The sequence below is a fragment of the Hydrogenophaga sp. L99 genome (assembly GCF_058731905.1).
In genome coordinates, this window is sequence record NZ_CM178972.1 from 4,013,456 (window position 1) to 4,027,751 (window position 14,296).

14 protein-coding genes are annotated in these 14,296 nt (G+C 67.4%); 8 read left to right on the forward strand and 6 right to left on the reverse strand.

Annotated elements, in window-relative coordinates; genetic code table 11:
- Positions 1-13 precede the first annotated feature (13 nt).
- Positions 14-1,021 carry an L-threonylcarbamoyladenylate synthase gene (locus tag AC4QBL_RS19215; RefSeq protein ID WP_472900636.1) on the forward strand — a complete coding sequence of 336 codons (1,008 nt, stop codon included), beginning with the start codon at positions 14-16 and terminating at the stop codon, positions 1,019-1,021.
- Positions 1,022-1,073: 52 nt separating this feature from the next.
- Here AC4QBL_RS19215 and AC4QBL_RS19220 read toward each other — a convergent pair whose 3' ends face one another.
- The 3 genes from AC4QBL_RS19220 to dacB all read right to left on the reverse strand — a co-directional run bounded on the left by AC4QBL_RS19220 (position 1,074) and on the right by dacB (position 5,636).
- Complete coding sequence (locus AC4QBL_RS19220; protein ID WP_472907179.1) at positions 1,074-2,279, reverse strand: porin; 1,206 nt, start codon at positions 2,277-2,279, stop codon at positions 1,074-1,076.
- 45 nt (positions 2,280-2,324) lie between these two features.
- Complete coding sequence (locus tag AC4QBL_RS19225) at positions 2,325-3,758, reverse strand: alpha/beta hydrolase family protein (protein ID WP_472907180.1); 1,434 nt, start codon at positions 3,756-3,758, stop codon at positions 2,325-2,327.
- Positions 3,759-4,127: 369 nt separating this feature from the next.
- Positions 4,128-5,636 (reverse strand): D-alanyl-D-alanine carboxypeptidase/D-alanyl-D-alanine endopeptidase, encoded by a 1,509-nt coding sequence (dacB, locus tag AC4QBL_RS19230; RefSeq protein WP_472907181.1) that lies wholly within the window; start codon positions 5,634-5,636, stop codon positions 4,128-4,130.
- Between the two features lie 182 nt (positions 5,637-5,818).
- Between dacB and tsaB the strand changes: the two genes are divergently transcribed.
- The 3 genes from tsaB (at position 5,819) to AC4QBL_RS19245 (ending at position 8,192) form a co-directional block, all read left to right on the forward strand.
- Complete coding sequence (tsaB, locus tag AC4QBL_RS19235) at positions 5,819-6,613, forward strand: tRNA (adenosine(37)-N6)-threonylcarbamoyltransferase complex dimerization subunit type 1 TsaB (RefSeq protein ID WP_472907243.1); 795 nt, start codon at positions 5,819-5,821, stop codon at positions 6,611-6,613.
- A gap of 146 nt (positions 6,614-6,759) precedes the next feature.
- Positions 6,760-7,266: a ribosomal protein S18-alanine N-acetyltransferase gene (rimI, locus tag AC4QBL_RS19240; RefSeq protein ID WP_472907244.1), complete on the forward strand. Its 507-nt coding sequence runs from the start codon at positions 6,760-6,762 to the stop codon at positions 7,264-7,266.
- Between the two features lie 104 nt (positions 7,267-7,370).
- The gene (locus AC4QBL_RS19245; protein ID WP_472907245.1) at positions 7,371-8,192 is read left to right on the forward strand and encodes a uracil-DNA glycosylase; all 822 of its coding nucleotides are present in this window, start codon (positions 7,371-7,373) and stop codon (positions 8,190-8,192) included.
- Here AC4QBL_RS19245 and AC4QBL_RS19250 read toward each other — a convergent pair.
- Positions 8,189-9,076, reverse strand: a complete 888-nt coding sequence (locus AC4QBL_RS19250) for a DMT family transporter (protein WP_472907182.1) — start codon at positions 9,074-9,076, stop codon at positions 8,189-8,191. The two genes, AC4QBL_RS19245 and AC4QBL_RS19250, sit on opposite strands and share 4 nt — an antisense overlap.
- A gap of 88 nt (positions 9,077-9,164) precedes the next feature.
- On the opposite strand from AC4QBL_RS19250, the gene pyrF reads away from it, so the two are divergent.
- Positions 9,165-10,004, forward strand: a complete 840-nt coding sequence (gene pyrF / locus AC4QBL_RS19255; protein WP_472907183.1) for an orotidine-5'-phosphate decarboxylase — start codon at positions 9,165-9,167, stop codon at positions 10,002-10,004.
- A gap of 178 nt (positions 10,005-10,182) precedes the next feature.
- Positions 10,183-10,800 carry a glutathione S-transferase family protein gene (locus tag AC4QBL_RS19260; protein WP_472900597.1) on the forward strand — a complete coding sequence of 206 codons (618 nt, stop codon included), beginning with the start codon at positions 10,183-10,185 and terminating at the stop codon, positions 10,798-10,800.
- Positions 10,801-10,828: 28 nt separating this feature from the next.
- Here the strand turns inward: AC4QBL_RS19260 and AC4QBL_RS19265 are convergent, their stop codons facing one another.
- Both AC4QBL_RS19265 and AC4QBL_RS19270 read right to left on the reverse strand, forming a co-directional pair.
- Positions 10,829-11,275 carry an acyl-CoA thioesterase gene (locus tag AC4QBL_RS19265; protein WP_472900596.1) on the reverse strand — a complete coding sequence of 149 codons (447 nt, stop codon included), beginning with the start codon at positions 11,273-11,275 and terminating at the stop codon, positions 10,829-10,831.
- A gap of 179 nt (positions 11,276-11,454) precedes the next feature.
- On the reverse strand, positions 11,455-12,408 hold the full coding sequence (locus tag AC4QBL_RS19270) for a CYTH and CHAD domain-containing protein (protein WP_472907184.1): 954 nt from the start codon (positions 12,406-12,408) through the stop codon (positions 11,455-11,457).
- A gap of 168 nt (positions 12,409-12,576) precedes the next feature.
- Here AC4QBL_RS19270 and AC4QBL_RS19275 point away from each other — a divergent pair, with 168 nt between their 5' ends.
- Entirely contained in the window at positions 12,577-13,749 is a 1,173-nt protein-coding gene (locus tag AC4QBL_RS19275; protein ID WP_472907185.1) for a DUF4382 domain-containing protein, read from the forward strand.
- Between the two features lie 13 nt (positions 13,750-13,762).
- Positions 13,763-14,287, forward strand: coding sequence for a hypothetical protein (locus tag AC4QBL_RS19280; protein ID WP_472907186.1), 525 nt, complete (start codon positions 13,763-13,765; stop codon positions 14,285-14,287).
- The last annotated feature ends 9 nt before the right edge of the window (positions 14,288-14,296 follow it).

Genomic DNA, 14,296 nt, shown 5'->3' on the forward strand with positions numbered 1-14,296 from the left:
GTTACCCATGCCTCTGCTGCTGAGCGCCACCGACCCCGCCGCCATTGAGGCCGCTGCGCAGCGGCTGGCCGCGGGCTCGCTGGTGGGCATGCCCACCGAAACGGTGTACGGCCTGGCGGCCGACGCCGACAACGCCAGCGCGGTGCACCGCATTTTTGAAGCCAAAGGCCGCCCCAGCGACCACCCGCTCATCGTGCACCTGGCGCCCGGTGACGGTGCGCAAGGCTGGCGCGCCGGGGTAGACCACTACGCCCGCGAAGTGCCCGCCTTTGCCCAGGCGCTCATGCAGGCCTTTTGGCCGGGCCCGCTCACGCTGATCTTGCCGCGCCGCGAAGGCGTAGCCGCTGTGTCAGCCGGCGGGCAAGACTCGGTGGGCCTGCGCTGCCCGTCGCACCCGGTGGCGCAGGCGCTGTTGGCGGCCGCCCGGGCACACGGCGTGTATGGCGTGGCCGCACCCAGCGCCAACCGCTTCGGCCGCGTCAGCCCCACCACCGCCGCGCATGTGGCCGAAGAGTTCAAGCAGTTGCCTGACGACGCGCTGTTGATTTTGGACGGCGGTGCTTGCCCGGTGGGCATTGAGTCCACCATCGTGGATTGCACCCGCGGCCACCCGGTGTTGCTGCGGCCCGGCATGGTCACCACCGCGCAGCTGGAAGCCGCCTGCGGCCAGCCGCTGCGCGGGCGGGACGAAGCGGCCCCGCGCGCCTCTGGCACGCTCGAATCGCATTACGCACCCAACGCCAAAGTGCGGCTCATGGCCGCCCAGCCCCTGCAGTCGGCGCTGGATCTGCTGGGCCCCGATGCCCGCCACATCGCGGTGTACGCCCGCGCACCGCTCAAAGCAGCCCGGGGTGTGAGCCTTCGCCGCATGCCCGACGACGCCGCGCAAGCCGCCCAAGCCCTGTTTGCCACCCTGCGCGAACTCGACGCCACGGGTGTGAAACTCATCTGGGTAGAAACCCCGCCCGCCAGCCCCGAATGGGACGGCGTGCGGGACCGCTTGCAGCGGGCTGCGGCTTGAAGCCTTTCGTGCAGCCTTGAAGCACGGCCCGCAACCAGCGCGGGCCGCATCCTCAGAAGCTGTGGCGCATGCCCAGTGCCAGCGAAGTCGCGTCGCGGCCCGCTGTGGCGGTGACCCCACCTAGGTAACCGTTGCCACCGGGCGCTGCTTGCGCGTTCGCGCTGTTGTTGAAACGGGTGAGCACCGCGTTCAGGTTGGTGCGCTTGGACAGCGGGTAGGTGTAGGCCACGCCATACGAGCTGATGTCGGCGTTGGACGCGCGTTTGTCGTTGAGCTGGTTGTAAGCCACCGTGACGTGACCAGCGCTGCCCATGTTGTAGCGCGCTCCCACGTGGATCAGGTTGGCATCTTGTTTGAGCCGGTCCAGCACGGTGCTGATCAACGGCGCTGGCACGCCGGCCAGCGTGAGGCCTGCACTCAGCTCAGGTCCTCCTGATGGGTTGGGTTCCTGGATGCGGGCGAACATGCCCGAGACGATCCAATCGCCTCTGGCCGTGGATGCGCCCAGGACCGTGGTTTTGAGCGCTTGCTGACCGGCTGAGTTTTTCTTGCTGTTGAGGCCAAAACCCACGTTGAAGGCGCCACCTTTGTAGAGGGTGTTGATCCCCAGCAGCCGATTGTTTGCGCTGCTGGTGCCCTCGCCAAAGCCATACATGAGTGCCGCATTCCAGGGGCCTTGCACGATGCGGTACTGCAAGGTGTTGTTGTAGCGAATGTCGAGCCCAGCAGGTATTGACGCCACCTGGGCGGCCGACAGCGCGCTCTGCGTGTTCATGGCGTCGAACGTGGCAAACGTTTCGAAGGCTGGCGTGTATTGGCGGCCCATCAAAAAACCACCAACCGGCGTGACCAGACCCACCCAGGCCTGCCGGTCAAAAGCTGTATTGGTGAGGTTGACGCCCAGTGACGGCCCGATGGCGGCGTTGGTCAAGGCCGCAGCCACGGCGGGCGGCAGTCCAGCGGTCAGACGGTCAGGCAGTTGGTTACCTGACGTGGGGCGGTTGCCCAGCCCACCGGTGTCGAGTTCGACGCGGCTTTCCAGCGTGAACAGGGCTTTGTAGCCACCGCCCATGTCTTCTTCCCCTTTGACGCCCCAGCGTGAGCCCTCCATGTGGCCGCTGGACAGGCTGGTGACGCTGCCCTGGGCATAGCCGCTGACGTGGGTGATGCTGACGTCGGCCAGGCCGTACAGCGTGACCTGTGCCCAGGCGCCTGCACAGGCGAGCGTGGCGGCAGTGGCAATGAATGTTTTTTTCATTTTGTGGTGCTCTGTGTGTGGGTGGATGCGGTCGTGAGCCGAGGATCAAAACTGGGCAAAGTAGCCGCGTGCTGCTGCGTTGCAAAACGGGGGAACCAGCGTGCCGTGATAGGCCTGCAAAACCGCTGCAGCGTCGCCAGCGGCCGCCTTGGCCTGTGCAAAGCCGCCTTTGACTTCGTAAAAAGGATCGGTGGTAGCCGTTGGATTAAAGCTGTCCACGTCCAGCACCGTTACAGCTTGGTCTGGCACGCCCCGGCCCGTGAAGTAATTCTTGGCTGTGGTCGTGTTGAACTCGAAAAACACGGTGGGGTCACCGTTCCCGCCGCACAGCAGCATCGGTTGTGCAGGGGTCCAGTTCTGGGCCAGCAGGTCGTTTTTGTAGGCGGCCACACGCAGGGGATGCTGTGGGTTGGTTGGGTTGACCATGGCATCTGCGAGGACCGCGTTGCGATAGCTGGTCTTGATCAGGTTTGGCGTGCCGAAAAATATTTCGAAGCCCTCTGGTTGTGGTTCGCTGTCAGCCGCAAACAGCGCGGTTGCTGGTAGCTTGCCCGTTGTCAGCAAGGTGTTCAGCGGGGTGGTGCTGGGCAGCAAGGTTTCGATGCCCGTTGCAAACGTTTCCTCATACATCTCGCTTGGGGTCGCGTAGATGTTGCCGTAGGTGCGCTGGAAGCTGGTGTTGAGCAGGGGGCTGAAGAGGGTTGCGCCCAAGTTCACCCGGCCGCTGTAGACGATATCCCCAAAATAGCCCAGGTTGTAAGGGCCAGACAGGTGCGCGCCAGCTGTCACCGGGGTGCCGGCCAACTGCAGCCTGCGCTGCGCTGCCATGGACACAAAACCACCCTGCGAATAGCCGCTCACAAAAAGTTTGCTGTTGGCACTGGCGTTGATGGCGGCAAAGCCTTTGCGGGCGGCGGTCAGTGCGTCCACCACGTCTTGCGCTTGCTGTTCCAGGTTCAGGTAGGGGTGGTAGGGCAGCGTCGAAGATTCGTAGCCTGCGTAGTTGGGTGCCACCACGATGTAGCCCTGTGCGGCGAACATGGCGGCCACCAGGGCGGCTTCACCGTCTTGCGGGCTGGCCATGTTCTTGTTTTTGTCGGTGCTGGTGCCGTGCGCGTACAGCAGCACCGGGCGCGGTCCGGTGCAGGCCGGGTCGGTGCCGCCGGGCACCATGATGCCGCCAGACGCCGATGTTTTTTCCCCTGCACCACCGACGGTACCGTACTGGAAATAGTTGAAGGTGATGTCGCACTTGGGTGCACCGGTGACCAGCAACAGGTCTTCGGCCCCGGCCTGGGTCAATGCTGCCGTGAAAGCCGCAGGGGTGAGTGTGGTCAGCGCTGTTGGGCTCGCGATCAGGCTGCCTGGCGCGCCGCTCAAGTCAAAACTGCTGCCCTCGTCAGGGCTGTCGCCACCACCGCAGGCGGCCAAAACGGTGATGGCGGCTGCTGAAATCGCCGCCAATTTCATGAACTTCATGCGTGTCTCCTGCTGGTGTGTAACGAATTCTGATCAAGAAAAAGAACGGTCGTTCTATTTTCTAAATCGCGATGTTAGTGCCAGACCACGATTGGAAACAGAGGGTTAATACCAGCGCAGAGGGCTTTCGTTTTCAGTCGGGCCAAGGGCCATCGGAGCGCGGGTGGTGGCGGCGCCGAACGGTCTCAGCCTGCGCTTTGCCGGTTGGCTGGCCCTCAGCATGTGCCGAGCGCTTGAGCTCGCACAGAACGGCGTGTTGGCCGCTGCTTTGCGGGTCCGTCTGTCAGGTGTGGCAAGAAGCCCCGAGGTTGATGGGCTTCAATGCAAGGCGCGTCTGCAGCGGCTCCGGCAAGGGAAGCCTGGGCTTTGTCAGTCCGGCTGCCCAGCCGTCCATTCCACCAAGGCTTCCAGTGCCGGCCGCGCGGCTGGTGCGTTGGGGTGGTTGATGAAGCCCACCACGGCGTAGCGTGCGCCGTTGGAGGCGTTGACGTAGCCGGCGATGCCGGTCACGTCGCGCAGGGTGCCGGTTTTGAGCCAGGCGTTGCCGCGGGCGGCGCTGTTGGCGCCGCGGGCCATGCGGGCGGTGGTGCCGCTGACACCCGCGATGGACAGGGACTGCACAAACTGCTCACCTTTTGGGTGCACGGCGGCGTGGCGCAGCAGGCCCACCAGGGCTTCGGGGGTGATGCGTTCAATGCGGGACAGGCCGGCGCCGTTGTCCATCACGGGTGCGGTGTAGCGCAGGCCAAAGGTGCGCTTCCACCAGCTCGCCACCACCTCGCGCGAGCGCTCAAAGCGGGCGGTGCGCACGGGCGCGAGCCGGTCGGCCAGGCTGCTTTCGGTGAGCACGCGCGTGGGCGACAGCTGACCGAGCGTGAGGAACACCTGCTGCGCCATCACGTTGTTGCTCCACTGGTTCACGTCGGTGATGATGTCTGAGAGCGGCAGCGAGCGGGCCTCATGCAGCAGCCGGGCGCCCGGCGGCGTGAGGCCGGCGCGCACCTCGCCGGTGATGGCGCCACCGGTGGCGCGCCACAAGCCTTCGAGCGAGCGGGCTGCGTAGCTGGCCGGGTCTTGGTAGGCCACAGGCCACACGCGTTCGCCGCAGCTGCCGGGGTAGCGGCCTTCAAACCGGATGGTGTTGGCGTCGTTGAAGCGGGCTTGCAAGCTGCCGCGCCAGTCGCCGCAGCCGGTGCGCGACAAGGGCACGGTGGCGTCGATGTCCAGGCCGGCCATGGGCGGCTCGCTGGTCACGCGGGCGACGCCGGCGGTGGTGTCGGGCTGAAACGTCAGCACCACCGACTTGAAGTTGACGAGCAGGGCGTCGGGTGATGCGTTGTAGGGGCGCAGGGCTTCGCCGTCAAAGGCGCCGGGGTCCATGGCCGGCAGTTCAAACGCGCTGTGGTCGAGCACCAGGTCGCCCAAAATCACGCGCACGCCCTGGTCTTGCAGGTTCATGAAAGCGGCCTGGATGCGTTCGAGCACCAGTTTTGGGTCACCGCCACCACGCACATACAGGTTGCCGCGCAGCACGCCCTGGCTGACTTCACCGTCGCTGTAAAAGCGGGTGTTCCAGGTGAAGTCGGGGCCCAGCAGGTCGATGGCCGCGTAAGTGGTCACCAACTTCATCACCGAAGCCGGGTTGACCGAGGTGCTGGCGCGGTAGCGCAGCCGCTCCTGGGCGCTGGCGTCCAGCGACACCACCAGGGCCGAAAACGCGCTGGGCGGCACGCCCGCGCGCGCCAGCGCAGCCGACACGCCCGGCGGCAGCGCGCCTGCAGGGGCCGCAGGCTGCGCAGCCACCGGCAAGGCCAAGCCAGCCAAGGTGGCAAGCAGCAGGGGCAGGGTCACAAAGGAGCGGAAAACAGATGAAAACATGGTGTTTTCATTATGTGGCGACGATCGGTATCCCCTGTACCCCAGCCGTGTAAAGGGCGGAATTTGTGCATGGGCGGGCGGGGTGGGGCGGCGGCGCTCACCGGGCAGCCGGCGCCTGGGTGGCCGATAATGCCCGGATGCCCGTTGTTGCCACCGATTTGTCTGCCAAGCCCCCGGCCGCTCTGCGCCTGCTGGCCCTTGAAACCAGCACCGACACCTTGTCGGTGGCGCTGGGCAGCGGTGTGCCTGGCGCCCCCATGTGGGAACACACCGGCCCCGGCGGCGCCCAGGCGTCGGCCACGCTGCTGCCTCTGGTGCAAACGCTGCTGACCCAGGCCGGCTGGACGCTGCACAGCCTGGACGCCGTGGTGTTTGGCCGTGGCCCAGGCTCGTTCACGGGGCTGCGCACCGCCTGTGCCGTGGCGCAGGGCCTGGCTTATGGCGTGCAAAGCCCCAGCCAGCCTGATGGCCTGCCGGTGCTGGCTGTGGACACGCTGCTGGCGCTGGCCGACGCCGCGCGGCAGGCGCTGCCAGAGGCACCGCAACAGCCGGGCGTGATCGTAGCCTTGCTCGATGCGCGCATGGACGAGCTGTATGTGGCGCCCTACGCCCGCACCGCCCAGGGCCTGAGCCCGCTGGCGCCGCCGCGCCTGTGCGCGCCGCAAGATCTGGGTGCCTATCTGGCTCAGTGCCTGCCGGCCGATGCGGGCCTGGCCGAAGGGCGCTGCCTGCTGGCGGGCAACGTGTTTGCGGCTTACACCGAACGGCTGGCCCATGTGCCCGGACAGCGCCTGCTGGCCTTGCCCAGCGCCAGCGCCTTGCTGCGGCTGGCGCCCGGCCTGCTGGCCGCCGGGGCCGCCACGGCGGCCCGAGACGCGCTGCCGCTGTATGTGCGCGACAAGGTGGCGCAAACCACCGCCGAACGCGATGCCCTGCGCCTGGCCGTGCCACCCGTGGCCACGGCCACCGCTGCCTGAGATTCATGGCCCCTTCCGCTCAAGCCCTTTCTTCTGGCGATGTGGCGCCAGCCCCCGCCTGGGCGCAGCGCGGCTGGCCTGCGCTGGCCACAGACAGCGCCAGCCCCGCGCTCACCCACAGCCAGCGCCGCATTGCGTTTGTGCCCATGACCGAGGCGGACCTGGATGCCGTGGTCGAGGTGGAAAAAACCGCCTACACCCACCCCTGGTCGCGCAAGCATTTCAGCGATTCGCTGCAGTCGGGCTACCCGGCGGTGCTGCTGCTGGGCGAGGCACTGCCGGGCGAAGTGGCCCACCCAGGCCGGCCCGATGGCCGCGTGCTGCTGGGCTACCTGGTGGCCATGCCCGGCGTGGACGAGGTGCACCTGCTCAACATCACCGTGGCCCCGGCCCAGCAGCGCCAGGGCTGGGCGCGCTTCATGCTCGACGCGCTGGTGCTGTGGTCGCGCGGGCAGCGCGCGCAGTGGCTCTGGCTGGAAGTGCGCCACAGCAACACGCCGGCGCGGGCTTTGTACGAACGCTACGGTTTTGCCCAGGTGGGCCTGCGCCGGGGCTACTACCCCGCAGGCCAGCGCGAGCGCGAAGACGCCGTGGTGATGAGCCTGAACCTGGTGGTGGCGCAAGCCCAGGCCGCCCAAGAAAAAACGCCATGAGCACAGACCTGCCCACACCCGCCGCCGAAACGGCTGACACCGATGCGCCAGACACCTCGTTCGTGCCGCAGCTTGATGCGCGCCAGCGCGCCATGCTGGCCGAAATGGGTGTGCGCGTGTGGGCGCCCAAGCCGGCGGCGCCCGTGAAACCGCCCGTGGTAACGCCCGAGCCCGAGCGGCCCGTGGCCCGCCCTGCGGCAGCACCGCTTGCTGCACAGGCGCCCGCTGCGCCCGCACCCGCACCCGCGGCAGCCCGCCCACCGGTCACCGCCAGCACCCGGCCAGCCACCCCGGCCCATGCCACAGCACCAACGCCGGTTGCGCCAGCAGCTCTCGCACCGCTCCCGGCGGGTATCGAGCTGATGGACTGGCCTGCGCTGCGCGAAACCGTGGCGAGTTGCCAGGCCTGCGGCTTATGCGAAGGGCGCAAGCACACCGTGTTTGGCACCGGCAGCACGCAGGCCGACTGGCTCATCGTGGGCGAAGCCCCCGGTGAAAACGAAGACCTGCAGGGCGAGCCTTTTGTGGGCGCTGCGGGTCAGCTGCTCGACAACATGCTGCGTGCCGTGGGTTTGAGCCGCACCGGCGAGGGCGCTCAGGGCGCCTACATCACCAACGTGCTCAAGTGCCGCCCGCCTGCCAACCGCAACCCCCGGCCCGCCGAGGTGGCGCAGTGCGCGCCCTACTTGGCGCGCCAGGTGGCGCTGGTGCAACCCAAGGTCATCATCGCCATGGGGCGCTTTGCCGTGCAGTCTTTGCTGCAAAGCAACGAGCCCATTGGCAAGCTGCGCGGGCAGGTGCACCGCTACCAGGGCGTGCCGGTCATCGTCACCTACCACCCGGCCTATTTGCTGCGCACCCCCAGCGACAAGGGCAAGGCCTGGGCCGACCTGTGCCTGGCCATGGAGACGGTACAGGCGGCTTAAACCACCGCCCGCCGCGCTGGCCACAACACCGTGGCAATCGCCACCATCACCAGGGCCACGGCGGCCCAGTCTTGCCAGTGCAGCACCTCGCCCAGCCACCAGGCGCCGCTGAACACGCCCAGCACCGGAATGAACATGACCGACAGCGTGGACGCGATGGGTGGCAGGTCGCGCGCCAGCATCAGCCAGGCCACTTGCGCAAAGGCAAACACGCCGATGGCGTTGTACACAATGGCCGCCTGAATGGCCGGTGTGGGCCAGACCCAGGCGTCGCGTTCAAACACCACCGCCAGCAGCGTCATCCACAAGGCGGTGAACAGCGTCATCCAGAACGACAGCGCCAGCGTGGGGTGCGGAATGCGGGTGCGGCGCATCAGCTGCGTGCCCACCGCCCAGGTGGCCGCGGCCACCAGCATCATTGCCACGCCCAGCGGCTTGCCTGAGAGGCTGGTGATTTCGTGCCACAGCAGCAGTACCACGCCCAGCGCCGCCGCCGCCACGCCACCCCAGGCCCGGCTTTGCAGCCGCTGGCCAAACCACCAGGCGCCCACCAGTGCTGAAAACACCGGCATGGTGTACCCCAGAATGGCTGCGCGCCCGCTGGACAGCGTCTGAATGGCCAGGATGGCCAGCGTGTGCCAGAAAAACATGTTGAACACGGTGAGCAGCGCCAGCTCGCGCCAGTGCGCGCGGCCCACCTGAAACGGCACCCGCCGCCACAACAGCACCGCGCCCAGCACTGGCAGCCCGATCCACATGCAGATGGTGCGAAACGTGAGTGGCGGGAAACCGGTCACACCAAATTTCATGATCGGCCAGTTGACGCCCCACACCAGGGTGAGCAGGACGAGCAGGATCAGTTGTTGGCGAGACAGAGCGTGCATGGCCGCGATCTTAGGGGGCTTTGTGGCCGGGTGCGCTGGCGGCGTCTGCTGCGCTGTCGCGCTGGTTGCCGAACCGTAAAATCACGCCATGACCTTCATTGACATGCTGCAAGGCGCCGAGCGCCAGAACCGTTCCCTGCTGTGCGTGGGCCTGGACCCGGACCCGGCCAAATTCCCCGCCCACCTGAAGGGTGACGCCAGCCGCATTTACGACTTTTGCGCCGCCATCGTCGAAGCCACGGCCGACACCGCCATCGCCTTCAAGCCGCAAATTGCCTACTTCGCCGCGCACCGCGCCGAAGACCAGCTGGAAAAGCTGATGGCCCACATGCGCGCCGTGGCGCCGCAGGTGCCGGTGATTCTGGACGCCAAGCGCGGCGACATCGGCAGCACCGCCGAGCAGTACGCCATTGAAGCGTTTGAACGCTACGGCGCCGACGCCGTCACGCTCTCGCCCTTCATGGGTTTTGACTCGGTGCAGCCCTATTTGAAGTACCACGGCAAGGGCGCTTTTTTGCTCTGCCGCACCTCCAACCCCGGTGGCGACGACCTGCAAAACCAGCGCCTGGCCTCGGTGGACGGCCAGCCCCTGTTGTATGAACACGTGGCGCGTCTGGCGCAAGGCCCCTGGAACCTGAACGGCCAGCTGGGTCTGGTGGTGGGCGCCACCTACCCCGCTGAAATTCAGCGGGTGCGCGAGCTCGCGCCCACGCTGCCGCTGCTCATTCCCGGCGTGGGCGCGCAGGGCGGCGACGCCGTGGCCACCATCCGGGCGGGCTACCGCACGCAAGGCGGTGCCACCACCGGCCCGGTCATCGTCAATTCGTCGCGGGCCATTTTGTATGCGTCCAGCGGCGACGACTTTGCCGCCGCCGCCCGGCGCGAGGCGCTGCGCACCCGCGACCTGCTCGAAGCCGCCAAGGGCTGAGCCCCGCTGAGGGCTTCGCGCACGCGACAGCCTGGGCGCGACAGAAACCCGCCCGCCCACTACCATGCTCGACGGCCATGGAGGTGCCGCAGCGCATGATCAATTTCTACACCGCCGCCGAACGCTCCAGCGAACCAGCCCTCGTTGAAACAACCCCTTGTTGGAAAGGCGGCCTCCCATGAAGCTGTTCGTTTCCCCGCGCGCGCCCAACCCCCGGCGCGTGCTCATGTTTCTGGTTGAAAAAAATATCAATGGGCTGGAGCTGGTCAACATCGACCTGAACGCCCAGGAACACAAAACCGAGCAGTACCGCGCCAAAAGCCCGCTGGCCCGGGTGCCCGCACTGGAGCTGGACGACGGTCGCGTGCTGACCGAAACCCGCGCTATTTGCACCTACATGGAAGGCCGCGTGCCCGAGCCCAACCTGATGGGGCGCACGTCTGAAGAGCGCGCTTTCATTGAAATGGCCGACCGGCGCGTCGAGTGGTCTTTCATGCTGCCGCTGGCCAACGCCATTCGCCACACCCACCCCGGGCTGGCGGCGCTGGAGCAACCGCAGTTTCCCGACTTCGGCCAGTCGCAGGCGGGCAAGGCCCGTGAAACCGCCGCCTGGCTCGACGCCGAATTGCAGCGCCAGCCCTGGGTGGCGGGTGAGCGTTTCACCATTGCCGACATCACCGCGTTTTGTGCCGTCGAGTTTGGCCGGTTGATGCGCTTCAAGCCCGCCGACGAAGGCTTTGCCGCGCTGCAGGCGTGGCGCGACAAGGTGGCTGCGCGGCCCAGCGCCCTCGTTTAAGCGGCACCTGAAAAAGCCCGGTCGCCCGCTATTCCAGGGGGGCGGGCCGCGTGCCGTCAAACTGGGCCCGCGCGCTGCTGGCCAGCGCCATTTCACCAGGCGTTTCGGGCGTCCAGCTGTCCACCCGCATGGGCTGGCCATCGGCGTCCAGTGACACATACACCGCCAGGCACTCGGCAGTTTTTTCCAGCTTGCGGGTGGCCAGGTCGCCGCTGTGCACCGCCACCGCTATGTTCATGTGGGTCTCGCCGGTGAAGGCCAGCCGGGCCCGCACCTCCACCAGGTCGCCCAGCTTCACCACGCGCAAAAACCGGATGCTGCTCATGTACACCGCCCGGCAGGGCCCCCGCGCCCAGGTGGTGGCGCTGGCGTAGCCGGCCTCGTCGATCCACTTCATCACCGTGCCGCTGTGCACATGACCACCCGGGCCGACCGCCCCGGGTTCGACCAGAAAACGCAAGGTAATGGCTGACACGGCAGAGTCCTCCCGTTGGTGTACGTGGAGGCCATTGTGGGGCGCAGGCCGGGGTTTTGCCAAGCGCTTTGCGGGCCAGGCGGTCGCTCAGCGCGCGCGCTTTGTGGGGTGCGGCGGGTCTTGCAGCGCCAGCACGGCGCGGGTGAAGGCGAGCAGGTTCAGTGCGTGGGCGGGGGCGCTTAGCGCTGCTCCCGGTTGTTCGCGCTGGCCAGGGCGCGCTCTGTGGCCTGCCACTGCCCGCGCCAGTGGGCCACAAACCGGCGTGGCAGCACCGGGCCAAACCGCTTCAAGGCTTTGCGCAGCTGCCGCAGCGCCAGGCGCGCCTGGTGCATGAACTCGGGGTTGGGCTGATTTGCGGGCGCTGCCTCTGCCTGCAGCCAGCCCGACACATTGGCCTGCAAGTGCACCAGGCTGCCCAGCGCCACGGTGCGAAACGCCATCAAGGGCGAGCCCTGGGGTGCGGGTTTGGCGGGCTCGGCTCTCACCGGGCCGGGCGGCTGGTTCAAATACAAGGCCAGCCCGCGTTCGGCCTTGCTGCGGTCGCTCGGGTGCAGCCAGATGCCTTGCGCCGCGTGTCCTTGGGGGCCCAGCGCGAGGGTGTGGGCCAGGTCCAGCAGAGCTTCCACCGGCCCGCTTTTCAGCTCCAGTTCCAGTTCCAGCAGCGGCTCGCGCCGGGCGCCCTGGGCGTTGCGGGTGGCCACGAAGCCTTGGTCCAGTGCCACCTCCACCTGCGCGCCACCGTGGTGCAGCAGCCAGCTGTGGCGGGTGAAGTCGGTGCGAAACACCGGCACAAGTTGCGGTGCCAGCGCGGTGAGTTGCTGGGCCAGCGTTGTGTCGTTCACCAGGGCGGCAAAGTCAAACCGTCCGGGCTGGGTGGGGGCTTCCCATTCGCCGCGCTGGCTCAGGCCGCCCACGCTGTGCCCGGCGGTTTTCACGGTCAGCAGGGTGCGCCGGCCCACTTGCCGTTCGCGCACGGCCAGGCGCTGCTGCATCAGCGTGAGTGCGGCGGTGTCGAAATAGGTGTTGCGCAGGCGCTCGCGCCGGGGCGCCTGGGCCGCCAGCAGCGGGTGGGCCAGCAGGCGCGGCAGGTCGTGCGGGTGCAGCGCGAGCTTGAGTTCGGTTTCTTGGGGCATGGACGGCCTTGTGGTGGTGTGCAGGCGCGGGGATCGCGGGTCAGGCTGTGGGGGGTAACCAGGTCTTACACCTTGTAACCCTGCGCCCAGCACACCGTCCTAAAAATGGCGGCTTGCTTGCCCTGGGCTCCCTGGGCGCAGCGGATTTTTATTTCAGGAGACATTGCCATGGCCATTTTGACCCGGTTTCGCCTGCTGTTTGCCCTGCTGTTGCTTGGCGTGTTGGCCGCCTGCGGTGGTGGCGGGGGCGCTGCATCGGGCAGCGGCACGCTGCGCCTGGCCCTCACCGACGCGCCGTCGTGCGGTTACGACGAGGTCAACGTGACGGTGGAGCGCGTGCGCGTGCACCAGAGTTCGACCGCTGCCGACAGCGATGGCGGCTGGGTGGATCTGGTGCAAGACCCACCCCAGCGCGTGGACCTGCTCACCCTCAGCAACGGCCTGCTGATGGAGCTGGGCCAGACCCGCCTGACCGCAGGCACCTACCGCCAGCTGCGCCTGGTGCTGGCCGACAACACGGTGCTGAACCCGATGGCCAATTCGGTGGTTCCCACCGGCGGCACCGAGGTGGCGCTGAAAACGCCCAGTGCGCAGCAGTCCGGTTTGAAAATTCGCGTTGATATGGATGTGGCCACCGACCAGCTGGCCGACGTCGTGCTGGACTTCGATGCCTGCAAGTCGGTGGTGAAAGCCGGGGGCTCGGGCCAGTTCCTGCTCAAGCCGGTCATCACCGCTTTCCCGCGCACCGCCACCGGCGTGACCGGTGAAGTGGTGGCCTCGCTGGCCAATGGCAGCACCACGGTGGCCCTGCAGCAAGGCGGCGTCACCCTGCGTTCCACCACTCCTTCGCCCTCCGGCTCCTTCCTGTTGCAGCCGGTGCTGCCGGGCACCTACACCCTGGTGCTCACCGCACCGGGGCGCGCGGTAGCGGTGGTGAGCGAGGTGGCGGTGGCCGAGGGCACTGTTGTGCGCATCCACCCTGCGGCCACCCCGCTGGACCCTGCCATCTCAACCCGCAGCGGCACGCTTACCGGCACCGTCACCACGGCGCTGTCGCCGGTAGACGCGTCGGTGCGTGTGCTGCAGCCGTTGCCTGCGGCGGTGGTCGAGATCATCAACCGCCCGGTGGACGGCGACACCGGCCAGTACCGCTACCGCTTGTCCACCGCCGCACCCGAGCTGGCGGTGCACGCAGGCGGCGCGGCGCTGGCGTTTGGCCCGGTCGGCGCGTCCGCCGGCCCGTTCACGCTGGAAGCCACGGCCGCTGGACAGACCCAGGCCGTGGAAGCGGTGATTCTGGGCGATGATGCAACCGCGACCAACAACTTTGTTTTCCCTTGAAAGAACCCGCACCGTGACCCCTGTGAATTTTTCTTCGCGTGCCGCGTGCCGTGCCCTGGGCCTGGGTGTGTTGCTGGCTTCTCTGGCTTTTTCTGCGAGCGCTGAAAAGCCGGAATGGGCTGGCAAACCCGGCCATGGCGGTAAGCCAGACACCCAGCGCCAGGTGAGCCAAGCCCCGCGCCTGGCGGCCTCGTCGTCGGGCATTTCCGTCAACGTGCAGATCGGCGGCTACTTTGGCGAACCCCAGCGCCAGGCGGTGCGCGACTATTACCAACCGCGCTTCAAGGCCGGCAAGTGCCCACCCGGGCTGGCCAAAAAAGGCAACGGCTGTATGCCGCCCGGCCAGGCCAAAAAATGGCGCGTGGGCCGCCCGCTGCCGTCCGATGTGATCTACCACCCCTTGCCCAGCGGTATTTCGGTGCAGATCGGTTTGCCCCCTGCAGGCCACAAATACGTGCGCGTAGCGGCCGACATCCTGCTCATCGCCATCGGCACCGGCATGGTGATCGACGCCATCGAAGACCTGAACGGTTTGTAAGGCGGCTGC

Coding starts and splice junctions, on each gene's coding strand:
- AC4QBL_RS19245 (WP_472907245.1), top strand. CDS start 7,371: ATGGGTGTGCGCGTGTGGGCGCCCAAGCCGGCGGCGCCCGTGAAACCG.
- AC4QBL_RS19270 (WP_472907184.1), bottom strand. CDS start 12,408: ATGCCCCAAGAAACCGAACTCAAGCTCGCGCTGCACCCGCACGACCTG.
- AC4QBL_RS19220 (WP_472907179.1), bottom strand. CDS start 2,279: ATGAAAAAAACATTCATTGCCACTGCCGCCACGCTCGCCTGTGCAGGC.
- AC4QBL_RS19275 (WP_472907185.1), top strand. CDS start 12,577: ATGGCCATTTTGACCCGGTTTCGCCTGCTGTTTGCCCTGCTGTTGCTT.
- AC4QBL_RS19260 (WP_472900597.1), top strand. CDS start 10,183: ATGAAGCTGTTCGTTTCCCCGCGCGCGCCCAACCCCCGGCGCGTGCTC.
- rimI (WP_472907244.1), top strand. CDS start 6,760: ATGACCGAGGCGGACCTGGATGCCGTGGTCGAGGTGGAAAAAACCGCC.
- pyrF (WP_472907183.1), top strand. CDS start 9,165: ATGACCTTCATTGACATGCTGCAAGGCGCCGAGCGCCAGAACCGTTCC.
- AC4QBL_RS19250 (WP_472907182.1), bottom strand. CDS start 9,076: ATGCACGCTCTGTCTCGCCAACAACTGATCCTGCTCGTCCTGCTCACC.
- AC4QBL_RS19225 (WP_472907180.1), bottom strand. CDS start 3,758: ATGAAGTTCATGAAATTGGCGGCGATTTCAGCAGCCGCCATCACCGTT.
- dacB (WP_472907181.1), bottom strand. CDS start 5,636: ATGTTTTCATCTGTTTTCCGCTCCTTTGTGACCCTGCCCCTGCTGCTT.